Source organism: Yoonia vestfoldensis SKA53, assembly GCF_000152785.1.
GTDB lineage: Bacteria > Pseudomonadota > Alphaproteobacteria > Rhodobacterales > Rhodobacteraceae > Yoonia > Yoonia vestfoldensis_A.
This window is the reverse complement of sequence record NZ_CH672414.1, coordinates 81,423-105,331: the sequence shown is the minus strand read 5'-3', so window position 1 is coordinate 105,331 and position 23,909 is coordinate 81,423. Positions and strand designations below refer to the sequence as shown.

Here is a 23,909-nt window from a genome sequence, read left to right as displayed (position 1 = left end):
AACAGACAGGCCGGCGCATGAGTATTTCCGCTGACAGCGACCGCCAGCCCCCGCGCGGCTGGTACAAGCGCAACGAAATCGCGATCACGCCGTGGCTGTTTCTTGCGCCTGGCGTGCTGTTTTTTGTTGTCTATGTCATCGCACCGATCTGGCAAAGTTTCGGCATGTCGCTGTACGACTGGAACGGCCTGGGCGATATCGACACCAACGGCACCTATGTCGGGCTGGAAAACTATAACAAGCTGTTCGGTTTGAACGGCGAACGCGCCGACCGGAATTTTCAGATCTCGCTGTGGAACAACCTGCGCTGGCTGGTGCTGTATTTGCTGGCAATCCCGCTGGGGCTGTTTATCGCGCTATTCCTGAACCAGAATGTGCGCGGTATAAGGCTGTATAAATCCCTGTTCTTTTTCCCTTTTGTCATCAGTCAGGTTGTCGTCGGTCTGGTGTTTTCGTGGTTCTATCTGCCCAATAACGGGCTGTTCACGATCGTGACCGGCTGGTTCGGGTTTGAAATCAGCGGCGGCGTGCTGGGCAATCCGAATACGGCGACCTACGGGATCATCGTGGCGGGTCTCTGGCCGCAGACGGCCTATTGCATGATCCTGTATCTGACCGGCCTGAACGCGGTGGACCCCGAACAGGTCGAGGCCGCCCGCCTGGACGGCGCCAAGGGCCGCAAGATGCTGTGGCATGTGATCCTGCCGCAGCTGAAACCTGCGACCTTTATCGCCTTTGTCGTCACGATCATCGGCGCTTTGCGCAGTTTCGATCTGGTGTCGATCATGACCGGCGGTGGCCCGTTCGGGTCCACCCGCGTGTTGTCATTCTATGTTTTCGAAAAATCCCTGTCCGAACGCGGGCTGCAATATGGCTATGCCGCTGCCGTGGCGGTGGTGCTGTTCCTGATCATGCTGGTCTTCATCTCCTACTTTTTGTGGACGATGTACCAAGACGAAAAAGAGGCACGCTGATGACATCCCCACAGCCCCCCGTCCCGGACCTGATCCGGGACCTCACGCCGACACCGTTCACCAGGTCCCGGGTCAAGCCCGGGACGGCGAGGCGCTGATATGTTTCCGACACCGGTCCAGAAATCATCCCCCACGGTGCGCCTCAGCTATCAGGCGTTTTTGCCTGTCGCGCTGATCTTGTGGCTTTTGCCGCTGATCGCAGTGATGATCTTTTCGATCAAGCCCGATGTCGATTTCACATCCGGCAATTACTGGGGCTGGCCGTCGTCTTTTGAAGGTTTCACCAATTACGGGCTGGTATTTTTCGAAAGCGCGATGCCGCGCTACCTGCTCAATTCCGTGATGATCACGGTCCCCACGGTGATCGGCACCGTTGCTTTGGCCTGCATGACAGGGTTTGCGCTGGGCGTGTACAAGTTCAAGGGCAATCTGCTGATCTTTTTCATGTTCATCGCGGGCAATTTCGTGCCCTTCCAAATCCTGATGGTGCCGGTGCGCGACCTGACGGTGGATATGGGCCTTTATAACACCAAAACCGGTCTGGTGCTGTTCCACATCGCGTTCCAGACAGGTTTTGCCACGCTGTTCATGCGCAATTTCATCCGCGCCCTGCCCTTTGCGCTGATCGAGGCTGCCCGCGTGGAGGGCGTCGCCGAATGGCGCATCTTCTGGTATGTCGTCCTGCCGCTGATGAAACCCGCGATCGCGGCGATGGCGGTGCTGATCTTCACCTTCATCTGGAACGATTATTTCTGGGCCGTCGTGCTGACCCAAGGCCCCGAAAGCCAGCCTGTCACCGCAGGGATCACCAGTTTCAACGCGCAATATCGCGCGGCCTATCATCTGATGAGCGCAGGTTCCATCGTGGCCGCCCTGCCACCAGTCTTGATGTTTTTTCTGATGCAGAAACACTTTATCGCGGGCCTCACGCTGGGGGCTGTAAAGTAAGAAGACCATGACACATACCTACCGGATCGACACTGGACGCCAGACACTTGTGCTGGCGGCCCGCAATACCCGCCTGCCGCAGGTCGTTTATTGGGGCGCGCCACTGCCCGCTGACGAAGACCTTGCCATGCTACATGCCGCCCATGCCATCGACATCACGGGCGGGATGCTCGACGAAAACCCCGATCTGTCACTGTGTCCCGAGGCAAGCCGCAGCTTCCCCGGCCAGCCCGGGCTGATCCTGCGCGATGCGGGCGGCGCGCCTGTGCTGGCGATGTTCAGCCTTGTGGATGCGGTGCAAACCGCCACCGACCTGCGCCTGACCTACCGCGATGCAGACAACGGGCTGGACCTGATCTGCACGTTTCTGTCCGACCCTGAAACCCATATCATCACCTGCCAGACGGCGCTGAACGCGGAATATCCGGTATATCTGGACTGGCTTGCAGCACCCGTCCTGCCCGCCCCGCAACACAGCGAGACGATGATCGACATCTCGGGCCGTTGGTGCGGTGAATTCCAGCTGGCGCACACGCCATGGTCAGCGGGCATCCGGCTACGCGAAAGCCGCACAGGCCGCAGCGGGCATGAGCATTTCCCCGGCCTGATCGTGCCATGCCACGGGGCGACGAATACCCAAGGCGAGGCTTACGCCTTTCACTATGGCTGGTCCGGCGGGCATCGCATGATCGCCGAGGAACTGGCCGATGGCCGCCGACAAATCCAGTGGGGCCATGCCGCAGGGTCGGACACGCAAGCGGCGACACATTTCAGCACCGCGCCTTTGTATATTAACTATTCCGACAGCGGGTTGAACGGCTGCGCTGTGGCATTCCAGCGCCATTTGCGCGACCGGATCGTGACATGGCCCAAGCCCGATACCCCGCGCCCTGTGCATTACAATTGCTGGGAAGCGGTCTATTTCGACCATAAACTGCCTGTCCTGAAAGACATCGCCACCCGTGCTGCCGCGCTTGGCGCGGAACGGTTCGTGCTGGATGACGGCTGGTTCGGGCGGCGCGACGACGACACGACCAGCCTGTCGGACTGGATTGTGGATGCGCGCAAATATCCCCAAGGACTGCAGCCATTGATCGCCCATATCCACGGGCTGGGCATGACCTTTGGCCTGTGGTTCGAACCCGAGATGATCAACGAGGACAGCGACACATACCGCACGCATCCGGGTTGGGTGCTTGGCCGTGCCGACCAGACCCGTGGGCGCCAGCAACTCGTGCTGAACATGGCGCTGCCTGCGGTGCGCGAATATCTGTATGGCCGGATCGCCGCGATCCTGACCGATCATCCGATTGATTACATCAAATGGGACCACAACCGCGTGCTGCCGATGCCCGATGCCGCCCAGACCCGTGGGACCTATGCGCTGCTCGACCGGCTGCGCGTAGATTTCCCAGCCGTCGAGATTGAATCCTGCGCCTCGGGCGGCGGGCGGATCGATTTCGGAATCCTGCAACGCACGCAGCGGGTCTGGCTATCCGACAGCAACGACGCACTGGAACGGCTGCGCATCCAGCATGACGCCGCCCTGTTCTTGCCGATGGCCGTGACCGGCAGCCATGTCGGCCCGCGCATCTGCCACACCTCGGGGCGCACGCTGGACATGTCCTTGCGCGCATGGGTCGCCGCCCAGCGCCATATGGGGTTCGAGATGGACCCCCGCGAATTGACCGACCATGAAGCCGCTGTTCTGAGCAAGGTCACAGGTTGGTGGAAGCAAAACCGCCACTGGCTGCACAGCGCCGATATCCTGCGGCTGGACAGCGCCGATCCCGCCGTGATCGCCGAACAGCAACTGGCGCGCGACAAGGCCCGTTTCGTGGTTTTTGCAGGCAAGGCCGCAACCAGTACGCAGATCGTGCCGCGCCCCTTGCGGCTGACCGGACTGGACGGGCAAGCGCGTTACCGCGTCACGCTGGTCAATCGAGACGAGGCCCCCGGCCTGTCACGCGGTGCGCCGCTGCTCAAATCGGGGTCGCTGGTTGCATCGGGCACCTATCTGATGCAGCACGGCGTGACATTGCCATGGTCGTTCCCCGACCGGATCTGGGTGCTGCAAGGAGAAAGCCTGTGACCGCCACCTTTCATGATCTTACCGGGGCATCTGTCTTTATCACCGGTGGCGGCAACGGCATCGGTGCGGCACTGACCGATGGGTTTCTTACCCAAGGGGCCAAGGTCGCCTTTGTCGGACGGTCCGATGCCAGCGCCTTCGTGGATCAGATGGCCGCCAAACACGCCAACCGCCCGCTGTTCATTCCATGCGACATTACCGATACCGATGCCCTGCAAGACGCCATCGCCAAGGCCGCCGATGCGCATGGCCCCTTAAAGGCACTTGTTAACAATGCCGCCAACGACGCCCGCCACGAGGCCGCAACCATCACCCCCGCCTATTGGGACGAAATGCAGGCCGTGAACCTGAAGGCCTATTTCTTTGCCTGCCAGAAAGCCGCGACCGTCATGGCACCGCAGGGCGCGATGATCAACTTTTCCTCGATCAGCTATCTGTTCGGGGCGGCGGGCATGATCGGCTATACCACCGCCAATGCGGGGATCACGGGCATGACACGGTCGTTGGCGCGCGAATGGGGGCCGCGCGGGATCAGGGTCAATGCCATCGCGCCCGGCTGGGTCTTTACCGAAAAACAAGAAACCATGTGGGCCACGCCTAAAACCAAGGCCGCCTTTCTGGAACGGCAATGCCTGCCAGAGCCGATCATGCCCGCCGATATGGTCGGGCCGGTGCTGTTTCTGGCCTCTGACGCGTCGCGGATGATGACGGGGCAGGTTATGGTCGTCGATGCCGGCGTGGTGACGACAGGATGACCGCAACGATCACTCCCGCATGGATCGGCGTCGATTGGGGCACGTCGCATGTCCGCGCCTGGGCGATATCGGCCAGCGGCACATTACTGGCGCAGGCCAGTTCCGACAGGGGTATGGGCCGGCTGGACCGCGCGGGGTTTGAACCCGCGTTGCTGGCGCTGGTCGGCCCGTGGCTGCACGGGCCAACCCCCGTCATCGCCTGCGGCATGGTCGGATCGCGCCAAGGCTGGGTCGAGGCGCCTTACGCCGCCACGCCCTGCGCCCCTTTGGGCGGCCCGCTTGCGCCCGCCTGCAGCGATGATCCACGCCTTGCCGTCCATGTCATCCCCGGCATCAAACAGCTTCACCCCGCCGATGTCATGCGCGGCGAGGAAACACAGATCGCGGGCTATCTGGCCCAGAACAAGGGGTGGGACGGTGTGATCTGCCTGCCCGGCACACATACCAAATGGGTTCATGTCAGCGCGGGCGAGATTGTCAGTTTCCAGACCTTCATGACAGGCGAGCTGTTCGCCACATTGACCACCCAGACCGTGCTGCGCCATTCCATCGCAACAGATGGCTGGGATGATGCGGCCTTTGACACCGGCCTTGCCGATGCTTACGGACGGCCCGAAAAACTGGCCGGCCGGCTGTTTTCGCTGCGTGCCGAAGGCTTGTTGCACGACCTGCCCGGGGCCACCGCCCGTGCACGGCTGTCAGGGCTGCTGATCGGGGCCGAACTTGCCGCGGCCAAACCCTATTGGCTGGGCCAGCAGATCGCCGTGATCGGCGCAGGCGCACTTGCGCGGCTTTACGTCACGGCTCTGGCACAGCATGGTGCGCCTGCAACGCAGGTGAATGCAGAGGCTGCGACCCTTGCGGGTCTGACCGCCGCTTACCGCCAGTTGAAAGGATAAAGATGCACCGCCCCCTGATCGCCATCCTGCGCGGCATCACCCCCCCCGAGGCCGAAGCCGTGACCGCCGCCTTGATCGCCGCGGGCATCACAAAGATCGAAGTGCCGCTGAATTCCCCTGAGCCGTTCGACAGCATCGGACGCATGGCGCGCGCCTTTGGCGATGACGCGTTGATCGGGGCGGGCACGGTGTTGTCCACCGCTGATGTCGGGCGCGTCGCACAGGCCGGCGGGCGGCTGATCGTATCACCCAATTGCGACCCCCGCGTCATTGTTGCCACCAAAACGGCAGGGCTGCAAAGCTGGCCCGGGGTGATGACCCCAACCGAATGTTTCGCCGCACTCAAGGCGGGCGCAGACGGGCTGAAAATTTTCCCCGCCAGCCTGATCGGCCCTGACGGGATCAAGGCAATCCGCGCCGTACTGCCCAAAGACACGCAGGTTTATGCCGTAGGTGGCGCTAGCACTAGCAATTTTGCAACATGGATCGCCGCATCTGCCGATGGTTTTGGCATAGGAACAGCACTTTACCAACCCGGACTGACACCAGCCGAGGTTAGCACCCGCGCCCATGACATCGTCGCCGCCTATGACAAGGCCGCAGGATGATCTTTGACGACACACAATGCGCGCTTGGCGAAGGTCCGCTTTGGCACCCGTTGCGCGGCGAATTATTCTGGTTTGATATCCTTGGCAAACGGCTGCAAAGCAAGGCACGGCAGTGGCAGTTTGACGAATATGTCTCGGCGGCGGGCTGGGTCAACGCAGACATATTGCTGATCGCAAGCCAGACCGCGCTGATCCGCTTTGATCTGCGCGACGGCAGCCAGACGCCACTTTGCCCGCTGGAGGCGGACAGCCCCCACACCCGCTCCAACGATGGCCGCGCCGACCCGCAGGGCGGCTTCTGGATCGGCACCATGGGGATCAACGCCGAGCCCGGCGCAGGCGCGATCTATCGCTATTTCAAAGGTGAATTGCGCCAGCTGTTCGCCCCCGTCACGATCAGCAATGCGATCTGTTTCGCGCCTGATGGCAAGACCGCCTATTTCACCGACACGCCCACGCAAAAGATCATGCGCGTAGCGCTGGATGCAGATGGCTGGCCACAAGGCGACCCTGTGCTGCATATCGACCTGCGCGCCACAGATCTGCGCCCCGATGGCGCCGTCGTCGATGCACAAGGCAACCTGTGGAACGCGCAATGGGGCGCAGGGCGCGTCGCAGGCTATGCGCCCGATGGCACCTTTATCGACAGCTACAGCTTTGCCGCCACGCAGACATCCTGCCCTGCCTTTGGTGGCGATGACCTGTCGACCCTGTTCTGCACCTCTGCCGCCACGGGGCTGGACGGGCCGGATCAAGGCCGGACATATGCCACACCCACCCCCTACAAGGGGCAGGCGGAACATCAGGTACTCCTTTAACCCTGCTTTCGCTTTGTTCCAAATACTCAAGGACTGACCTATGCACCGCACTCTTGGTATCTGTTATTACCCCGAACATTGGCCTCAGGATCAATGGACCGAGGACGCGGCGCACATGGTTGCGGCGGGCCTGTCTTGGGTGCGGATCGGCGAATTCGCTTGGGCGCGGATGGAAGCCGTTCCCGGCACGCTGACATGGGACTGGCTTGACCGCGCCATCGACGTGCTGGGCACGGCGGGGCTAAAAGTGGTGCTTGGCACGCCGACCGCCACCCCGCCACGCTGGATGCTGGACAAATACCCCGACATGCTGGCCGTCGATGCGCAGGCGCGCGCGCGCAAGTTCGGATCACGCCGGCATTATGATTTCAGCCATCCGGGCTACCGCAATGAATGCCGCCGGATCGCGCGTCTGATGGGCGAACGTTACGGGGCGAACCCCTATGTCGCGGCATGGCAGATCGACAATGAATATGATTGTCACGACACCACCCTGTCTTATTCGGACGCCGCAAGGCGCGGATTTCAGGACTGGCTGGCACACAGATACCAATCGCCCGCCGCCTTGAACCGTGCCTGGGGCAATGTGTTCTGGTCGATGGATTACGACAGCTTCGCGCAGATCGACCTGCCCAACCTGACCGTGACCGAACCCAACCCCGCGCATGTGCTGGCCTTTCGGCGCTATAGCTCGGATCAGGTCGTCGCCTTCAACAAAGTGCAGGCCGATGAACTCCGCCGCCATACATCCGCGCCCTTGATCCATAATTACATGGGCCGGATCACCACATTCGACCATTGGAAGGTCGGAGACGATCTGGATATCGCGTCATGGGACAGTTACCCGATCGGCTTTCTATCCGACCGGCTGGAAGGCACGGCGAAAGAAAAGGCCACCTTCCTGCGCCAAGGCCACCCCGATATGCAAGCGTTCCATCACGATCTGTATCGCGCGGTGGGCAAGGGGCGGCTCTGGGTCATGGAACAACAACCCGGCCCGGTAAACTGGGCGCCTTACAACCCTGCCCCGCTGCCCGGCATGGCGCGGCTTTGGGCGTGGGAAGCATTTGCCCACGGGGCCGAAACCGTCTGCTATTTCCGCTGGCGGCAGGCCCCTTTCGCGCAGGAACAAAACCATGCAGGGCTTTTGCGCCCCGACAGCAGGCCCGCGCCCGCGCTTGCCGAATGCCGGCAGGTCGCGGATGAAATCGCCAAGCTACCCGATGTCGGCACAGCAACAGCACAAGCAGCGCTGGTGTTCGATTATGCAAGCGCCTGGGCTTGGGACACCCAGCCGCAGGGCGCGGATTTCGATGCCTTCCGTCTGGCCTTTGCCGCTTATCGCGCGCTGCGGCGGGCGGGGCTGAACATCGACATCCTGCCGCCCGATTGCGCCGATCTGTCGGGTTATAAACTGGTACTGGCCCCCGGCTTGATGAAAATCTCTGATCCGTTGCGCGCAGCCTTGGCCCGCTTTGACGGCATCGCCCTGATCGGCCCGCGCAGTGATACCAAGACCGACGAGTTGAGCATCCCCACCCCGCTTGGTCCCGACCTGCCCGATACCGATCTGTCGGTCGTGCTGACCGAAAGCATCCCCCCTGATGCCAAGATCAAGCTACAGGGTGGCGGCATATTCCGGCACTGGTTCGAACATCTCGAAGGGACCGCCCCCGTGCATCTGTCCACCAAATCGGGCCAGCCCGCGATCATGGGCGGTGATCATCTGCGCTATCTGGCGGGTTGGCCCGATGATGCGACATTTGACGCGATCATCGGCGGGCTTTGCGATGCGCTGGACCTGCCCAGCTTTCAACTGGCTGAAGGTTTGCGGATCAGGGATACCGCCACCCATCGGTTCGTGTTCAACTATGCGCCCAGAGCGCAGGCTTGGGGCGGCACCATCGTGCCAGCGGCCGGCGTGCATTGGGAGGCACTGTGATGCAGATATTCGGCACCACCACGCGGGGCGAAACCGTGCATGCGATCCCGCTGCGCGCGGGCGATCTGACGCTCACGTTGCTCACTTATGGCGCGCGGATACAGGATCTGCGGCTGGCGGGCATCGACCACGGGCTGACGGTCGGGTCGGACGATCTGGCCGATTACGAAGGTGCGATGCTCTATCACGGGGCCATTGTCGGGCCAGTGGCCAACCGGATCACCACCGCGCGGGTCCGGCTGGACGGGATGATGTACGAGCTGGAACGCAACAACGGACAGGCGCATCTGCATTCAGGGTCCGAAGGCAGCCACGCGCAGGTCTGGGACGTGATCGAAACGACCGCGGCCTCTGCCACCCTTTCGCTTGATATGCCCGACGGTTTTGCGGGGTTGCCGGGGCGGCGGCGCGTGACCGCGCAATTCACGCTGAGCGCACCTGCCACGCTGACGCTGACGCTCACAGCGACCAGCGATGGCACGACCTTGATGAACTTCGCCAATCACAGCTATTGGAACCTTGACGGGTCAGGCACATGGCAAGGCCACAGCCTGCGGATCGCTGCGGATCATTACCTGCCGATTGACGATGCTATTTGTCCGACAGGCGATGTTGCCGATGTCACCGGCACCGGTATGGATTTGCGCCACGGGCCGGTGCTGGACGCGCAAACACCACCGCTTGACCACAATTTCTGCCTGTCTGACGGGGAAGAACCGCTGCGCGATGTGCTGTGGCTGACGGGGCAAGGCGGGGTCCGTATGGTGATGGCCACAACACTGCCGGGGATGCAGGTTTTCGACGGGCGGCCCGATCATGACGCGCTGGCGATCGAGGCGCAGCACTGGCCCGATGCCCCCAACCACACGCATTTTCCACAGATCAAGCTGCCGGCGGGCGCGACATATCAGCAGATCACGCGCTGGAGCTTTGCACGCTAGGCCAAACCACGCTGCTTGCCCCTTACCTCGGCGCGCGCACCGCGCTAGACAGCGCCATGCCTATCGCTTTTGCCACGCTTGACGATCTGATCAAACACGGTTTCGACACCGTGATTGACGTGCGCTCGCCCGCCGAATTCGCGCTGGACCATGTGCCGGGCGCGATCAACCTGCCTGCGCTGTCCAACGACGAACGCGCGCGGGTCGGTACGATCTATAAACAGATCAGCCCGTTCGAGGCGCGCAAACTGGGCGCATCATTGGTCGCGCGCAATGTAGCCGACCATATCGCGCAGGCGATGGCAGACAAAGACGGCAGCTGGCGACCTTTGGTTTATTGCTGGCGCGGGGGGCAAAGGTCGGGGTCGTTTGCCTCGATCCTTGGCCAGATCGGCTGGCGCACCGACACGGTGCAGGGCGGCTACCAGACATTCCGGCGGCTGGTGCAGGGGGCGGTTTACGACAGGCCGGTGCCGCACAGGGTCATCTTGCTTGATGGCAATACCGGCACGGCGAAAACGGCGCTGCTGGCGCGGCTGGCCGCCAAGGGCGTGCAGGTCATCGACCTTGAAGCCATGGCCAACCATCGCGGGTCATTGTTGGGCGGTGCAGCACAGGGCCAGCCATCGCAACGCGCCTTTGAGACGCAGATCGCGCTGGCGCTGTACCGGCTCGACCCCGCGCGCCCTGTCCTGATCGAGGCCGAAAGCAGCAAGATCGGCAGCCTCGTGATTCCACCGTCCCTCTGGGCCGCAATGACTGCGGCACAACGGATCACCCTGCACGCGCCGCTTGCCGCGCGGGCCAGCTTTCTGGCGCGGGCCTATGCCGATATCGCGGCCGACCCCGACGACATGGCGCGCCGGCTGGCACCGCTGCGCTACATCCGCGGGCATCAGGTGGTGGATGGCTGGATGGCCCTGCTGCACGCGGGCGATCTGACGGGTTTCGCCACTGCGCTGATGGACCAGCATTACGACCCCGCCTATGCGAAATCACGCAAAATCGCTGCCCATGACATGCTGGCCGATTTGCACAGCGACACGCTGGACGATGCCGGACAGGACAGGCTGGTCGCGGCGATCCTGCCGCTGGTCAACGCAGGCTGATCGCCGACCCATCAGTGATCTGCCCGATGATGGCGGCAGTATAGCCCGCGCGTGTCAATGCGCCCAACAGATCATCGGCGCTGTGGCCCGCCACCGCGGCCAGCAGACCGCCCGCCGTCTGCGGGTCGTAGGCAAGGTCCGGCACGGCCCCTTCGACCACCCCGGCGCCTGCCTGATTATCCGCAAACAGCGTCGAGCGCACACCACGCGCCGATAGCACCGCCGCCCCCGCCATCACCGGCACCTGCGCCCAGTCAAGCACAGCCCCCGTGCCAGAGGCGTCGCAGATCCCGCGCAAATGACCCAACAGGCCGAACCCCGTCACATCGGTCATCGCATGGGCCGCGTGCAGGATCGCGGCGGCCTTCGCCTGCGATTGCACCATCAGGTCCAGGCAGGCGATCACATCCGCCCCGCGCGCCTGCCCAGCCATGTCACCCGCCATGATCGTGCCGCTGCCGATAGGTTTGGTCAGGATCAGCGCATCGCCTGCCCGTGCGCCCGCCTGCGTGATCGGCCTGTCCACCAGCCCCGTGATCGTGAACCCGATGGTCAGCTCGTCGCCAAGCGCGCTATGCCCGCCCGCGATCCGCGCACCCGCTTCGGACATGACCGCAGTGGTGGTTGCCGTGATCTCGGCCATGGTCCGCTGCTGTAACGCGCTTTCCATGCGCGGCAGGATGATTTGCACAGTGGCGGCCTGCGGGGTGGCCCCCATCGCCCAGATATCGCCCAGCGCGTGGATGGCAGCGATCCGCGTCATCAGCACCGGATCGGCCACCAGCGCGCGCAGATGGTCGGTGGTGATCACCTGCCCCGTCTGCACCAGGCCCGCATCATCGCCAAAAGCATCGCCCAGCACTTGCTGCAAGGCTGCACGCCCTACCTTGGCGCCACAGCCACCACACATCGGTTTGTCGCCCAAGGCGGCGCGCAAGCCGATTGCCGCGATTTTCGGTAGCTGTGGGGGGGGCATCACAGGCAGATCATCAAGGCGTGCCATGAACTTGGCATCAATCCGGTCTTTCAGCCGCCAGAGCAATGGCCCTTGCCAGACCGTCCCAAACTTTTCCGCCAGCGCCGATTTCTGCCCCAAAGAGATCAGCTTGAGGTAATCGCGCTGCGGTTTGTAATCGCGCAACCGCCCGCCGGACAGGATTGCGCGCAGATTGTCAAAAAGCACCGGTGCCTGCCGCACGGCATAGACCCCCGCCTTGGGGCGCGGGCTGGCGGCCATATGCGCGCAATCGCCCACGGCAAAAACCGCCCTGTCGCTGGTCTGCAATTGCGCGGTCACGCTGATGAACCCATCCTGCAGATCAAGCTCCGTGCCCGCGATCCAGTCATGCGGTTTGGCCCCTGCCGCACCGGTGGTGAAATCACTGTGGATCAGGCGACCGTCGCGCAACAACACGCCTTCGCGAAAGACTTGCGTCACTTCCGCGTTTTCGATGATTTCCACGCCATAGCCGGCCAGCGCCACCAACATCTTTTGGCGCGCCTTGTCGCCAAGGGCTGCCAGCGCGCGACCACGGTCGATCAGATGCAGTTTCGGGGATTTGCCCTGCAAAGCATGCGCCATAGCGAGCGCCAGTTCCGCCCCCGCGACACCACCGCCGATCACGGCAATTTTCGGGGCTTTCGCGCGGGCGCGGTAATCGTCCCAGGCCTGTGCAAACGCACCCAAAGGCTTGGCGGGGGTGCCATATGCGGCGAACCCGTCCAGCGCGGGCATCTGCGATGTGATCCCGACATCGATGCTCAGCACGTCATAGCCGATGGGTGGCCGCCCCGGCACGGTGACGGTGCGTGCTGTGCGGTCAATGCCCGTCACGGCCCCGTTGATCATCCGCGCGCCTGCGAAACGCGCCAGTTTGACCAGATCGATATCCAGATCATCGCGGCTGTAATGCCCTGCCACGAACCCCGGCAACATGCCCGAATAGGCCGCCGTCGGGCCGGGGTTGATCACGCTCACCCGCACGCCTGCTAGCGGGTTCATGCCCCATTTGCGCAAAACCAGCGCATGGGTGTGACCGCCACCAATCAGCACAAGGTCACGGGTGAAAGGGTATTTATCCATGCAACGCCCTTAGCGCGCGCGCCGTCACGGCGATAGCCATTGGCCCGCCCAATCATCGCTTCGTGAATAGGCCGCGCGGCGGTGCTGGTCGCCCAGATGCACAAGGTCGATCTGCATCACACGGCAGGACAACACGGCAAAGGTCGCGGGGTCAGGCTGTTTGACATACTCCAGCGCCGCCCCGATGGGCGCACCGGGGGGCGGGGTCACGCCATAGCTTTGCTGCGCATGATCGGGGATTTTATCCCAAAGCGGGCGGACATCCGGCCCGCTTTGCACCGTCACCTCGGCTTGCAATCTGATCTGCAAGGCTTGCGGGCGCAGCCAGACATGCAGCGCCACACGCGGATTAACCTGAAGGCTGGCCAGCTTGCCCGATTGCAGGTCGGTATGCAGCGTGACCACCGCAGCGCCCTGATCGGCGGATCGCAGCACCATCGTGCGCGCCTCGGGCCAGCCATCGGGGCTGGTCGTGCAGACCGTGGGCAAGCGGCAAGGATGGCGCGCATCGGCCACGCCACGCGCCAGCATCCCCCAAGCCCGCGTGCGCAAGCCGTCCAGCGTGGTGAACCAGTCAGTCATAGCCTGTCATCTCCAGATAGCCGCGGCCTTGGTGCGTGCCTGCAAAGGTCACTGGCCCTTCCCAATAAGGCACAGAGGTTGTCATCCATGCGTCGTCATTCACCGCCTGCACCGTCACATCGACACCGCGCGCAGGCAAGGTCAAACGCCAATGGACCGGCACGCCCGCTGCATTGGTCAGCAACGGTTCCACCTGCAAGGCGCCGTCCGCATAAGGCGTGGTTTCCCCCTCCGCCGTGATCCATGTGGCCGACGTATAATGCATCCCATCCGTCTGTTGCAGCCGGAAGCCCATCAGCTTGGCCCCGTCATCGAACGACAGCGAAAACCAATCCCAGCCGGTCTGGTTATCCGCCAAAGGCTGCGACGACCATTCACGGTCCAGCCACGCGCTGCCTGTCACCTGCACATCACCTGTCGGCAGGTTCAGCGTGCCGGAAATATCGAAAAACGGTTGTGAATAGTAATAAGACGCCTGCCCCGCCGCCGATTTCACCGAATAGCCGCCATCGCCGTGAAACACCAAAGGGCCGGTCGCGCTCAGCGCCATATCATAGCTGAAATCACTGCCCGTCGCACGCATCTGCAGGGTCCGCCAATCGCCCTCTAGCGCCGAATCGTCGATCCATGCGCTGAACGGATCAGCCACGACACCCGCCTGCCCGATCCCGCCACGCGCGAGCCGTTCGGCGACGAAATGCGCGGTTTCGGTCGTGACCGCCGCATGGCCCATCCAGAGTTGCGGGCTGTCCCAGCCGTCGGCCTCGTAAGGTGCCAAGGCAGAGCGAAACAGCGTCCATTGCAACCCGTAGGGCGTGCCGTCGGCATCCTCTAGATTGGCGGTCAGATACCACCATTCGATCCGGTAATCGGGATGCGCGCCGTGATCGGCGGGGAAATCGAACACGGGGTCAGGGGCGGGGGTGGAAAAGCCGTCCACTTCCGTCCCCAGCCCTGCAAAGCCTTGCGCCAGTGAGGTGACCGGCAGCAGGCACAGGATCAGTGCTTTAGCGTTCATTGGCAAAAACCTTCAGCAGATCACCGGGCGGCGTGCGCGCCAGCCGCCATGCGGGCCAGCCAGCGGCCAGAACAGCGGCCAGCAGCGCAAACCCGCCCAACCGTGCGTAATCCAGCGGAAACAGATACATTGGCAATTGCCAGCCAAAGGCCGCGACATTCACGACCGCCAGCAGAACCCAAGCCAGCGCAAGACCCAAAGGCAGCGCCAGCGCCGCGGTCAGTACCGCCAGCATCACCGCGCGCAACAGTTCCAGCCGCCCCAGCGCGGCCCGCGTCATGCCCATTGCCCAAGCGGGGGCCAGTTGCGGCACCCGCATCGCGGCCAGCGTCAGCAGGCTCATCAGAATGGCGAAACCCGCGACCGCAAGCGTCAGGATATTCAGCGCCGTGGTGACGGTGAAGGTGCGCTCGAAAATCGCCAGCGACAGTGCCTTGATCTCCGCTTGGTCAATGGTCTGGCCCGCGCCAATACCCGTGGCGGCGGTCAGACCGGCCACGAAATCAGCCGGATCACCCGCCACACGCAGGCCGAACCGGCGCGGCTCGACGGCGGGGAATTCCTGCGCAAAGGCATCCAGCGCCAGCACGACCTGCCCGATAGGATTGCCGTAATCGCCATAAATCCCCTCAACCGGCAGGGTCAGGCTGCCGATGGTCACCATATCACCAAGGCCCAGCGCCCCGCGCCGCGCCAGTTGTTCGTTGATCACCACCGCTTGCCCGGCGAATGTTGTGTCCCATGCGTCGGGCGTGCTTTGCAAAAAGCGCCAGTTGTCGCGGTAGGTGGCATGGTCGCGGGTGCCGAACACCTCGGCCGGTTGGCCTGCGATCTGCAGATCGGCGGATTGGATCGGCAGGACCGCGGCCCCCGCACCTTCGGCAAAGGCCACCAGTGCGGCGGTCTGCTCGGCGCTATCGGTGCTGATGTACAGCTCGGATGCCAGCCGCTGGTCCAGAAAGCCGGTAAAGGTCAGCCGGAAACTCGACACCATCGTGGACACACCGATATTGGCCACAATCGCCAGCATCAAGGCCATCAGCGCCAGCGACAGACCCGGCAATTGCTGGCGGGTATCGGCCCAAAACCATTGCGCGGTCACACTGCGCGCGCGCCCGCTGGCAAAGGCAAGCATGCCATTCAGCACCGGCGGCAAGGCAAGGGCGGCCCCGATCAGCAAGGTCCCCAGCAAGGCAAAACCCGTGACCAATCCATCCGCGTTGAAACCCAGCACAATGGCCACGGCGAGCAACACCAGTGCCGCCCCCAACTGAAAGCTGGCCCGCCGTCCTGCCGCCATCGCCAGCGCACGCGGTTGCGCCGCCGCCAGCAGCGGCATCCGCGCGATCCCCCAAAGCGCCGATCCCCCCGCAAGCAACGTGCCAGCGAAAGCGATCCCCAGCCCAGAGGCCCACCAACTGGGCCGCAGTTGCAGATTGCCCGACACATCCGCACCGTAAAGCCCGCGCAAGGTGGCGGCGACATCGGGCAACAAAAGCGCCGCGATCACATAGCCCAAGGCGACCCCGATCACCCCTGCCACCAGCGCAAAGACCAGCAATTCCGCCAGCATCAGCCCGATCAACCGGTTCAGCGGCAAGCCCAGCGCGCGCAGGGTCCGCACCATGCCGCGCCGTTGTTCAAACGCGAGGCCAATCGCGCCATGCACGATGAAAATACCCACCGCAAAGGACAACAGGCCAAAGGCCGTCAGGTTCAGATGGAAACTGTCGGTCAGCCCCGCGATATCGGTGCTGCCTTGGGCGGGTTGCAAGGTCAGGTCGGGCGCGATCCGGGCCAGTGGCGGCAGGTTGCGAGGTTGGTCAGGCAGCACCAGCAGGCTGTCGATCCGGCCTGCGCGGCCCAGCAGCCGTTGCACCGTGCCAATATCGGCAACGGCGGTGTCATCGGCCAGATCGGGGGTGATCAGCACCGTGACAGCACCCAGCCGGGGTGCAGTGGCGGCATTGGCAAAGACCTGATCGCCCCCCGTCAGAAAACCCGCAAGGTCCACATCCCCGCCCAGATTGACCGGCCCCATGCCCGCAGGCGCTGTCAGCGCGTCGATCCCGATCAGCCGCACCCCGTCCAGATCGCCCGTCAGCATCGGGCTGACCAGCCAGCCCGCGCGGCGGAGCATCACGAACACATCCTGCCCAAAGGCCGCGCCATCGCGCGCGACCAGCCGGTCATAGCGCCCTTCGTCCAGCGTGCTGGCGGCGGCATCATAGCTGGCGCGCGCCTCGGCATTGATTGCCTGCACGCCGGACCAAAGGCCGGTCGCCAGCGCCAGCCCCGCCAGCAGCGTGAACAATTGCACCGGATTGCGCACCCAATGCGACAAAAGTGCTGCAAAAGCCGCCCGCGTCATGCCACCTGACCCGCGCGCAGATGCAGGCGGCGTTGCAGGCGGGCGGCCAGCACAAGTGAATGGGTGACCATCAAGAGGCCCGCGCCGGTCTCGGCCACCAGTGCCAGCATCAGGTCCATGACCGTCGCGGCGGTGGTTTCGTCCAAGTTACCGGTCGGTTCGTCCGCCAACACCAGTTTCGGGCGCGCAGCGAGCGTGCGCGCGATAGCAACGCGTTGTTGCTGGCCGCCGGACAGCTGTTCGGGATATTTGCGCAGATGATCTGTCAGCCCCATCCGATCAGCCAAGGTCGCGCACCATGCAGCGTCATGCCGCCCCGCCAGCCGCGCCTGAAACGCGATATTGTCGGCAATCTTCAGGCTGGGGATCAGGTTGAACTGCTGGAACACAACGCCGACCGTGCCGCGCCGCAAGGCCGCGCGGCCTGCGTCATCAAGGCGGGCGATATCCTGCCCGTCCAGCATGATCCGGCCCGCATCCGCGCGATCCAGCCCGCCGATCAGGTGCAACAGCGTGCTTTTGCCACTGCCCGATTCGCCGGTCAGCGCAAGGCTTTCGCCTGCCTCCAACGTCAGGCTGACGCCGCGCAGCACCGGGAACGGGCCATCGGCCGTGGCATAGGTCTTGGTCAGGGTGTCGACGATCAACAAGGTCATGCGCGTGAATTAACACGCAACACAGCAAAGGAAACGCCCTGCGGCGGCAAATCTGCCGTGCCGCGACGTTCTGGCTTTTGCGCACGCGCTGTTGCGCTAAGCTTGCGCCACACAAAGGGGGAGGCATCCATGACCGACATCGTCATTCTGGGCGGCGCACGCACCGCCATCGGTACGTTCGGCGGCGCGCTGGCGGGGACAACGCCGATTGATCTGGGCACTGTGGTGGCCAAGGCCGCGCTGCAAAGGTCAGGTGTGGCAGCGGCCCAGATCGGCCATGTGGCCTTTGGCCATGTCATCAATACCGAACCAAAGGACATGTATCTCAGCCGTGTGGCCGCGATGCAGGCAGGGATCCCCGACAGTGTGCCTGCGATGAACGTCAACCGGCTCTGCGGGTCGGGGGTGCAGGCGATCATTTCGGTGGTGCAATCGCTGATGCTGGGGGATGCCGATTTCGGCCTTGCTGGCGGGGCCGAAAACATGAGCCGGTCGCCTTTTATCATCCCAGACCAGCGCTGGGGCGCCAAGATGGGCGATATCCGTACGCAGGACATGATGCTGGGGGCGCTGAATTGCCCGTTCGGCACCGGCCATATGGGTATCACGGCGGAAAATGTCGCCCGCGAACATGGGATCAGCCGTGCCGAACAGGATGCCTTTGCGCTGCAAAGCCAGGACCGCGTGGCAGCGGCCATTGCGGCGGGCTATTTCGACAGTCAGATCACTCCAGTGCAGGTCCGTGTCAAACGTGACATGGTCGATTTCATCCGCGACGAACATCCCAAGGCCACCACGCCACAGGCACTCGCCGCCCTGCGCCCGGTGTTCGAAAAAGACGGGTCTGTGACAGCGGGCAATGCGTCCGGCCTGAATGACGGGGCCGCAGCGATCGTGCTGGCGCGCGCAGATGCGGCGCAGGCAGCGGGCCTGACCCCGCGGTTTCGTATTCTAGGCTATGCCCATGCCGGTGTGCGCCCCGAGGTGATGGGTATCGGCCCCGTCCCCGCCGTGCGGCGTTTGCTGGAAAAGACGGGGCTGGCCGCGGCTGATTTCGATGTGATCGAATCAAACGAAGCCTTTGCCGCGCAGGCGCTGGCGGTCAGCAAGGAGCTGGGCTTTGACCCCGCCCGCGTGAACCCCAATGGCGGTGCGGTTGCACTGGGGCATCCGGTAGGTGCCACGGGGGCGATCATCACCGTCAAGGCGATGTACGAGCTGGACCGCACCGGCGGCAAACGTGCGCTGATCACGATGTGTATTGGCGGCGGGCAGGGTATCGCGCTGGCGATTGAACGGGTTTAGGCCGGATAATCCCGCACGAACACCCATGTATCGCCATCCGACAAATCCGCGTCATAGGCATAGCCGCCGCTGGTGAAATCCTTGATCGCCTCCGCATCGGTCAGGCGGTTTTCGACGATGAACCGCGCCATCGCGCCGCGCGCGCGTTTCGCGAAAAAGCTGACGATACGGGGTTTATCGTCTTTGACTTCCATAAAGCTGGGGGTGATGACGCGCAGTTTGAGCGCCTTGCGGTCCACCGCGCCGAAATATTCCTGACTGGCGCAGTTCACCAGCGTGTCGGCGCCCACATCCGCCGCCCGCGCGTTCAGCGCCTTTGCGATGGTGTCGCCCCAATAATCATAAAGCGACGCACCACGCCGCGTTTTCAACTTGCTGCCCATTTCCAGCCGGTAGGGCTGGATCGCGTCCAGCGGGCGCAGCAGGCCGTAAAGCCCCGACAGGATGCCCAGATGGTCCTGCGCCCAATGCAGATCATCAATGGACAGGGTTTTCGCCTCCAGCCCCTGATAGGTGTCGCCGTTAAAGGCAAGGGCTGCGGGTTTCACCGCCTCAGGCGCGGGGTCAGCGGCGAAGGCTGCGAAACGGTCGCGGTTCAGGCGGGCCAGATCGTCCGAAATCGTCATCAGGCTTTTCAGTTCACCCAAACTCAGCCCGCGCGCGGTTTTCGCAAGGCGCAGGGCATCGTCCTGAAACGCAGGCGCGCTGGCAGGGATCTGCACTGGCGTCATATCAAGCGATTTGGCAGGGGAAATCACAACAAGCATAACAGCGTCCTTTCGGCTTTGCGCAAGGATGTAACATGCCTGCGCGCGATGACCAGCACCGGCACGCCAGATCAGTTCAGTTGCAATTGATGCGGGTAATGCCCGTTCTCGAACGGGCCGAACATATCGTCCAGATCGGGGTGATCGACGGGTTCACCCGAATGGTCCGCGACAAGGTTCTGCTCGGACACATAGGCCACATAAAAGCTTTGCTCGTTCTCGGCCAACAGGTGGTAATAGGGCTGATCCTTCAGAGGTCTGCTGTCTTCGGGGATGGCATTGTACCATTCGTCAGTATTGGCGAACATGGCATCCACGTCAAAGATCACCCCGCGAAACGGATGTTTGCGGTGGCGGACGATCTGTCCCAGATGATACTTTGCTTGCTTTTTCAGCATGATTTCGGCCCTTTTGTGCCGTTATACGGGATTTCCCACGCCAGAGTCCACGGCTGACGACAGGTCACGGTCACGGCGGTTGCTGATGGCTTTATGCGCATTTCCAGTGAAAAAGTGATGGTCTTGGCCCGCCTTAGGCATTTGCAGATCGGTCCAAACACGCTAGAGTGTAAAAAAACAAAACATGGCGACGGGCGAATGAGCAGATATCTCCGCGCACTGGCACTCTTGGTGTTTCTTGGCAGCTGCGGCGGCTCGGGAAATTTCTCGGCGCCGCGCAATCTTGACGACGCATGCAGCATCGCACGCGAAAGGCCGCATTATTTCCGCGCTTTCCAAGCGGCTGAACGGAAATATGGCGTTCCCGTGCCGACGATGATGGCGATGGTCTATCAGGAAAGCAAATTCATCGGCGATATCCGCCCGCCGCATACTTATGCGCTGGGGGTAATCCCGATTGGCCGTCAATCCTCGGCGCTGGGGTATAGTCAGGCGCTGGACGGCACATGGCGCGAATATCAGCGCGATGTCGGCAGGTCGCGCGCGCAGCGCGACGATATCCGCGATGCGACAGATTTCATGGGCTGGTACATGACCAAGACAGTAGAGCAAACCGGCGTGCCGTTATATGATACGCGCAACCAGTATCTGGCCTATCACGACGGCCGGCAGGGCTATCTGCGGGGCACCTGGCGGTCCAAAGGCTGGCTGATCCGCATCGCAAGCGAGGTGGATTCCCGCGCTGTGATGTATGACGCGCAATTGCGCAGTTGTCGTCGGCGCTGAGCCAAGCCTGCGCGACCGAACCAATGATGGCACAAAGTTCGTTGAGCGCGCCGCGCGCGTCTTATTCGAACCCGCGTCTGCGCATTTCGGCGGCGATGTTGAACATGATATCCCCGATCGGCGCCCCAGTCGTCAGGTCGTTCAGCACCATCGTGGTCTGATTGCCCAGATCATCGGTGATGATCCATTGGCGCAATTCGACCGGGTTGGCGGTAAAGACCAGCTGGATATCGCCATATTGCGGATTGTCGGGGTCCTGCACGGTGACTGTCGTTATCGTGCCGTCAGACACGCTGCCGGTGACCATCCGCGCCGCTGTCAGATCGACATTGCGCTGCAAGATGACATTCAGAGGTGTCTGGCTAAGCGGATACCTGTCTGGCCCGGTGTTCGAGCGTGGATCAAAGATCGCCAATTGCCCGCCACCTGCCATGACCAGCGATTCCTGCGGCGGATTATATTCGAACCGGATACGACCCGGCCGCTTGATATAGATCTGGCCGGTGGACAGGGTCCCGTCGCCGTTGACCTGGGTGAACCCGCCCTGCGCGGTCTGCAACTGGTTCAGGTAGTCAGAGATCTGCGGCAGGCTAAGCTGCTGCGCCGAGACACCGACCCCATGGACCGACATGGCGAAGGCCACAAGAAAGGGAATGATGCGCGTTTTCATATGCGGTACCTTTGTTGGATGAAGGGCTTTTGCACCCTCTGGATATCCGCCACAACAGCAGACAGACCCGCGCTAGGCGATATCATGCCCGATGTTTTCCGATAGCGGTTGCAGCGCAAGCCCGTCGTCAAGCGCAAACAGATCCGCGGCGAACCGGCCCGTGATGCGCCCCAGATGCGGCTTGTCCAGCAGCGCCGCAGGGGCGCTGATCGCCATATGCAGCGCCTGTTCCAGCCCCAGCCCGACCTGCCCGACCAACCGCTGCAAACCCCACAGCATGGTGGAATGGGCGCCTGCCAGATTGCCTTCGGCATTGACCAGACGCCCATCGCGCAGCTGTATCCGCTGGCCGTAAAGATCAAAATGATCCGGCCCGCCGACGGTCGGCATCGCATCAGAGACCAGCACCATCCGCCCCGCGACAGGCCGCGCGCGACAAGCCAGCGCCACCATATCGTCGCGGACATGCACCCCGTCGCAGATCACGCCAACATAGGCGTTGCTGTTGATCGCGGCCCCCACCAGTCCGGGCGCACGCCCCTGCATCTGCGACATCGCGTTGTAAAGATGCGTGACCGACCGCGCCCCCGCTGCAAAGGCGGCATTGGCCTGTTCGGCTGTCGCGTCCGAATGGCCAAGCGACACGATCACCCCCAACCTGACCAATGCGGCGATCTGGTCAACCGGCACCATCTCGGGGGCGAGGGTGATCATCACGGTCACACCGGCGGCGCGCAATTTGAACAGGATCTGCCATGTGATGTCATCAAGCGGGCGGATGTGATTTGCAGCATGGGTGCCGCGACGGGCCGCGGCGATATGGGGGCCTTCGATATGCAGCGCGCCCTGCCCGCCCAGCGCCTGTAGCGCGATCACGGCCTGTGCCGCCTTGGCCAGACCCTCGGGTGCGTCAGTGATGAATGTCGGCATCACAGCAACGGTCCCGAAGGCCCGGTGGGCGGTGGCAATGCGCATCAGCCCTGCGCATGTGGGCGTGTGGTTCAGCAAAACGCCACCGCCGCCATTGACCTGCAGATCAACAAAGCCGGGGGTCAGAACACCCGGTACGGCCTGCCGCGGTGCATCGGGCGGCACTGCGGCGACAGCCCGCAGATCGGTGGTGCGCCCATCCACAACCTGCACTGCCAGGCCCGATTGCAGCGTGCCATTGTCGAACACTTGTGTCGGGATGATCCAGCCCTCAGCCATCCGCCACCTGCCAACCAGCATAGGCCGCGCCACGTGCGCCGCTGGCAGCCCCGCCCGCCGCGCGCAGGATGACCGGGCTGTCAAAGCCTGCAAACCCCGCCTGCCCCACTGCGCGGGTCAGATCATCGACCACGACAGGAATATCCGACAGCCCCCCGCCCAGCACGATGCAATCAGGATCAAGCGTGCGCATCAGCGTCTGCACCAGATCAGCTGTCAGCGCGCACCAGACCTGCCAAAGCTGCGCCATCCGCGGATCATCGCCGCGTGCCGCGATGATCTGCGGCGCGCTCAGCGTTTCGCCCGTCATCGCATGGGCCATGCGGGCAAGGCCCGCGCCGCTGATCAGCGTCTCGATACAGCCCCGCCGCCCGCAGGCGCAATCAACAACAGGCAAGCCATGCGCCTGCACCAGATGCGCGGGGGCGGGCAGATGGCCAACCTCGCCGCCAGTACCAGAAAACCCCGTCTGCAAGCGCCCGTCGCGTACATGGCCGCCGCCAACACCGGTCCCAAGCACCAGCGCGAAAACCGATGCAAAAGGCTGGCCCGCGCCAAAGACCGCCTCGGACAAGGCCAGCGCATGGCTGTCGTTGAGATAACGGACAGGCCGGCCCAGCGCAGCGACCAGATCCGCGGGCAGCGGCTTGTCATGGGCGGCAAGATTTGCCGCCAGCACGCGCCCGTTGCGCGGGTTGATCATGCCAGCAGCACCGATGCCGACGCTGACAGGGCCGTCAGCCAGACCATCGGCCCAGCCAACCAGATCGACCAGCGCATGCACCAAGGCCGGATAGCTGGCGGGCGTCGCCACGCGCCTGCGCTCATGCAGGTGCCAATCATCGGCAAAGACCTGCGCCTCGATCTTGGTGCCACCCAGATCGACGCCCAGTGCCATCATCGGACCAAACCTATGCAAAGCAAACCAGCATTCATGAGCAAGAGTGATGACGCAAAGCCGCCCGCGCGGCAAGCGTG

Annotated in this window: 22 protein-coding genes; 12 read left to right on the top strand and 10 right to left on the bottom strand. The window is 63.1% G+C overall.

Annotated features, from left to right (window positions below):
- The first annotated feature begins 17 nt into the window (after positions 1-17).
- From SKA53_RS00540 to mnmH, 10 genes are all read left to right on the top strand, one after another.
- Positions 18-974 carry a carbohydrate ABC transporter permease gene (locus SKA53_RS00540; RefSeq protein ID WP_040482715.1) on the top strand — a complete coding sequence of 319 codons (957 nt, stop codon included), beginning with the start codon at positions 18-20 and terminating at the stop codon, positions 972-974.
- 99 nt (positions 975-1,073) lie between these two features.
- Positions 1,074-1,922 carry a carbohydrate ABC transporter permease gene (locus SKA53_RS00535; RefSeq protein WP_007204067.1) on the top strand — a complete coding sequence of 283 codons (849 nt, stop codon included), beginning with the start codon at positions 1,074-1,076 and terminating at the stop codon, positions 1,920-1,922.
- Between the two features lie 7 nt (positions 1,923-1,929).
- Complete coding sequence (locus tag SKA53_RS00530) at positions 1,930-4,014, top strand: alpha-galactosidase (RefSeq protein WP_007204066.1); 2,085 nt, start codon at positions 1,930-1,932, stop codon at positions 4,012-4,014.
- The gene (locus SKA53_RS00525; protein ID WP_007204065.1) at positions 4,011-4,769 is read left to right on the top strand and encodes an SDR family NAD(P)-dependent oxidoreductase; all 759 of its coding nucleotides are present in this window, start codon (positions 4,011-4,013) and stop codon (positions 4,767-4,769) included. The genes SKA53_RS00530 and SKA53_RS00525 overlap by 4 nt, the downstream gene beginning before the upstream one ends.
- On the top strand, positions 4,766-5,668 hold the full coding sequence (locus SKA53_RS00520; RefSeq protein ID WP_007204064.1) for a 2-dehydro-3-deoxygalactonokinase: 903 nt from the start codon (positions 4,766-4,768) through the stop codon (positions 5,666-5,668). Before SKA53_RS00525 ends, SKA53_RS00520 begins: the two co-directional genes overlap by 4 nt.
- Positions 5,669-5,670: 2 nt before the next feature.
- Positions 5,671-6,276 carry a 2-dehydro-3-deoxy-6-phosphogalactonate aldolase gene (locus SKA53_RS00515; protein WP_007204063.1) on the top strand — a complete coding sequence of 202 codons (606 nt, stop codon included), beginning with the start codon at positions 5,671-5,673 and terminating at the stop codon, positions 6,274-6,276.
- Complete coding sequence (locus SKA53_RS00510) at positions 6,273-7,094, top strand: SMP-30/gluconolactonase/LRE family protein (protein WP_007204062.1); 822 nt, start codon at positions 6,273-6,275, stop codon at positions 7,092-7,094. Before SKA53_RS00515 ends, SKA53_RS00510 begins: the two co-directional genes overlap by 4 nt.
- Before the next feature lie 40 nt (positions 7,095-7,134).
- Positions 7,135-9,036: a beta-galactosidase gene (locus SKA53_RS00505; protein ID WP_007204061.1), complete on the top strand. Its 1,902-nt coding sequence runs from the start codon at positions 7,135-7,137 to the stop codon at positions 9,034-9,036.
- Positions 9,036-9,977 carry an aldose epimerase family protein gene (locus SKA53_RS00500; RefSeq protein WP_007204060.1) on the top strand — a complete coding sequence of 314 codons (942 nt, stop codon included), beginning with the start codon at positions 9,036-9,038 and terminating at the stop codon, positions 9,975-9,977. Before SKA53_RS00505 ends, SKA53_RS00500 begins: the two co-directional genes overlap by 1 nt.
- A gap of 56 nt (positions 9,978-10,033) precedes the next feature.
- Positions 10,034-11,086 (top strand): tRNA 2-selenouridine(34) synthase MnmH, encoded by a 1,053-nt coding sequence (mnmH, locus tag SKA53_RS00495; RefSeq protein WP_007204059.1) that lies wholly within the window; start codon positions 10,034-10,036, stop codon positions 11,084-11,086.
- On the opposite strand, the gene selD is transcribed toward mnmH, so the two are convergent.
- From selD to SKA53_RS00470, 5 genes are read right to left on the bottom strand one after another with little or no spacing between them, the layout of a single operon-like run.
- The gene (gene selD / locus SKA53_RS00490; protein ID WP_007204058.1) at positions 11,073-13,169 is read right to left on the bottom strand and encodes a selenide, water dikinase SelD; all 2,097 of its coding nucleotides are present in this window, start codon (positions 13,167-13,169) and stop codon (positions 11,073-11,075) included. The genes mnmH and selD overlap by 14 nt on opposite strands.
- A 24-nt stretch (positions 13,170-13,193) precedes the next feature.
- Positions 13,194-13,751 carry a pyridoxamine 5'-phosphate oxidase family protein gene (locus SKA53_RS00485; protein WP_007204057.1) on the bottom strand — a complete coding sequence of 186 codons (558 nt, stop codon included), beginning with the start codon at positions 13,749-13,751 and terminating at the stop codon, positions 13,194-13,196.
- Positions 13,744-14,769 (bottom strand): lipocalin-like domain-containing protein, encoded by a 1,026-nt coding sequence (locus SKA53_RS00480; RefSeq protein ID WP_007204056.1) that lies wholly within the window; start codon positions 14,767-14,769, stop codon positions 13,744-13,746. The genes SKA53_RS00485 and SKA53_RS00480 overlap by 8 nt, the downstream gene beginning before the upstream one ends.
- Complete coding sequence (locus SKA53_RS00475) at positions 14,759-17,140, bottom strand: ABC transporter permease (RefSeq protein ID WP_007204055.1); 2,382 nt, start codon at positions 17,138-17,140, stop codon at positions 14,759-14,761. Before SKA53_RS00475 ends, SKA53_RS00480 begins: the two co-directional genes overlap by 11 nt.
- Complete coding sequence (locus SKA53_RS00470) at positions 17,137-17,796, bottom strand: ABC transporter ATP-binding protein (protein WP_007204054.1); 660 nt, start codon at positions 17,794-17,796, stop codon at positions 17,137-17,139. The genes SKA53_RS00475 and SKA53_RS00470 overlap by 4 nt, the downstream gene beginning before the upstream one ends.
- Before the next feature lie 129 nt (positions 17,797-17,925).
- Between SKA53_RS00470 and SKA53_RS00465 the strand changes: the two genes are divergently transcribed.
- Entirely contained in the window at positions 17,926-19,101 is a 1,176-nt protein-coding gene (locus tag SKA53_RS00465) for an acetyl-CoA C-acyltransferase family protein (RefSeq protein ID WP_007204053.1), read from the top strand.
- On the opposite strand, the gene yaaA is transcribed toward SKA53_RS00465, so the two are convergent.
- Entirely contained in the window at positions 19,098-19,868 is a 771-nt protein-coding gene (gene yaaA / locus SKA53_RS00460) for a peroxide stress protein YaaA (protein WP_007204052.1), read from the bottom strand. The two genes, SKA53_RS00465 and yaaA, sit on opposite strands and share 4 nt — an antisense overlap.
- A gap of 71 nt (positions 19,869-19,939) precedes the next feature.
- Complete coding sequence (gene hspQ, locus SKA53_RS00455) at positions 19,940-20,266, bottom strand: heat shock protein HspQ (RefSeq protein ID WP_007204051.1); 327 nt, start codon at positions 20,264-20,266, stop codon at positions 19,940-19,942.
- A gap of 198 nt (positions 20,267-20,464) precedes the next feature.
- Here hspQ and SKA53_RS00450 point away from each other — a divergent pair, with 198 nt between their 5' ends.
- Positions 20,465-21,052 carry a transglycosylase SLT domain-containing protein gene (locus SKA53_RS00450; protein WP_040482714.1) on the top strand — a complete coding sequence of 196 codons (588 nt, stop codon included), beginning with the start codon at positions 20,465-20,467 and terminating at the stop codon, positions 21,050-21,052.
- A 61-nt stretch (positions 21,053-21,113) separates the two neighbouring features.
- On the opposite strand, the gene SKA53_RS00445 is transcribed toward SKA53_RS00450, so the two are convergent.
- From SKA53_RS00445 to SKA53_RS00435, 3 genes are all read right to left on the bottom strand, one after another.
- Positions 21,114-21,722: a LolA family protein gene (locus SKA53_RS00445; protein ID WP_007204049.1), complete on the bottom strand. Its 609-nt coding sequence runs from the start codon at positions 21,720-21,722 to the stop codon at positions 21,114-21,116.
- Positions 21,723-21,794: 72 nt separating this feature from the next.
- The gene (locus SKA53_RS00440; RefSeq protein ID WP_007204048.1) at positions 21,795-22,931 is read right to left on the bottom strand and encodes an N-acetylglucosamine-6-phosphate deacetylase; all 1,137 of its coding nucleotides are present in this window, start codon (positions 22,929-22,931) and stop codon (positions 21,795-21,797) included.
- Positions 22,924-23,832: an ROK family protein gene (locus SKA53_RS00435; protein WP_007204047.1), complete on the bottom strand. Its 909-nt coding sequence runs from the start codon at positions 23,830-23,832 to the stop codon at positions 22,924-22,926. The genes SKA53_RS00440 and SKA53_RS00435 overlap by 8 nt, the downstream gene beginning before the upstream one ends.
- Between the last annotated feature and the right edge of the window lie 77 nt (positions 23,833-23,909).

Excerpts from the sequence above, each read along its gene's own strand:
- SKA53_RS00540 (WP_040482715.1), top strand. The coding sequence starts at position 18 with ATGAGTATTTCCGCTGACAGCGACCGCCAGCCCCCGCGCGGCTGGTAC.
- SKA53_RS00535 (WP_007204067.1), top strand. The coding sequence starts at position 1,074 with ATGTTTCCGACACCGGTCCAGAAATCATCCCCCACGGTGCGCCTCAGC.
- SKA53_RS00530 (WP_007204066.1), top strand. The coding sequence starts at position 1,930 with ATGACACATACCTACCGGATCGACACTGGACGCCAGACACTTGTGCTG.
- SKA53_RS00520 (WP_007204064.1), top strand. The coding sequence starts at position 4,766 with ATGACCGCAACGATCACTCCCGCATGGATCGGCGTCGATTGGGGCACG.
- SKA53_RS00515 (WP_007204063.1), top strand. The coding sequence starts at position 5,671 with ATGCACCGCCCCCTGATCGCCATCCTGCGCGGCATCACCCCCCCCGAG.
- SKA53_RS00510 (WP_007204062.1), top strand. The coding sequence starts at position 6,273 with ATGATCTTTGACGACACACAATGCGCGCTTGGCGAAGGTCCGCTTTGG.
- SKA53_RS00505 (WP_007204061.1), top strand. The coding sequence starts at position 7,135 with ATGCACCGCACTCTTGGTATCTGTTATTACCCCGAACATTGGCCTCAG.
- SKA53_RS00500 (WP_007204060.1), top strand. The coding sequence starts at position 9,036 with ATGCAGATATTCGGCACCACCACGCGGGGCGAAACCGTGCATGCGATC.
- mnmH (WP_007204059.1), top strand. The coding sequence starts at position 10,034 with ATGCCTATCGCTTTTGCCACGCTTGACGATCTGATCAAACACGGTTTC.
- selD (WP_007204058.1), bottom strand. The coding sequence starts at position 13,169 with ATGGATAAATACCCTTTCACCCGTGACCTTGTGCTGATTGGTGGCGGT.
- SKA53_RS00485 (WP_007204057.1), bottom strand. The coding sequence starts at position 13,751 with ATGACTGACTGGTTCACCACGCTGGACGGCTTGCGCACGCGGGCTTGG.
- SKA53_RS00480 (WP_007204056.1), bottom strand. The coding sequence starts at position 14,769 with ATGAACGCTAAAGCACTGATCCTGTGCCTGCTGCCGGTCACCTCACTG.
- SKA53_RS00475 (WP_007204055.1), bottom strand. The coding sequence starts at position 17,140 with ATGACGCGGGCGGCTTTTGCAGCACTTTTGTCGCATTGGGTGCGCAAT.
- SKA53_RS00470 (WP_007204054.1), bottom strand. The coding sequence starts at position 17,796 with ATGACCTTGTTGATCGTCGACACCCTGACCAAGACCTATGCCACGGCC.
- SKA53_RS00465 (WP_007204053.1), top strand. The coding sequence starts at position 17,926 with ATGACCGACATCGTCATTCTGGGCGGCGCACGCACCGCCATCGGTACG.
- yaaA (WP_007204052.1), bottom strand. The coding sequence starts at position 19,868 with ATGCTTGTTGTGATTTCCCCTGCCAAATCGCTTGATATGACGCCAGTG.
- hspQ (WP_007204051.1), bottom strand. The coding sequence starts at position 20,266 with ATGCTGAAAAAGCAAGCAAAGTATCATCTGGGACAGATCGTCCGCCAC.
- SKA53_RS00450 (WP_040482714.1), top strand. The coding sequence starts at position 20,465 with ATGAGCAGATATCTCCGCGCACTGGCACTCTTGGTGTTTCTTGGCAGC.
- SKA53_RS00445 (WP_007204049.1), bottom strand. The coding sequence starts at position 21,722 with ATGAAAACGCGCATCATTCCCTTTCTTGTGGCCTTCGCCATGTCGGTC.
- SKA53_RS00440 (WP_007204048.1), bottom strand. The coding sequence starts at position 22,931 with ATGGCTGAGGGCTGGATCATCCCGACACAAGTGTTCGACAATGGCACG.
- SKA53_RS00435 (WP_007204047.1), bottom strand. The coding sequence starts at position 23,832 with ATGATGGCACTGGGCGTCGATCTGGGTGGCACCAAGATCGAGGCGCAG.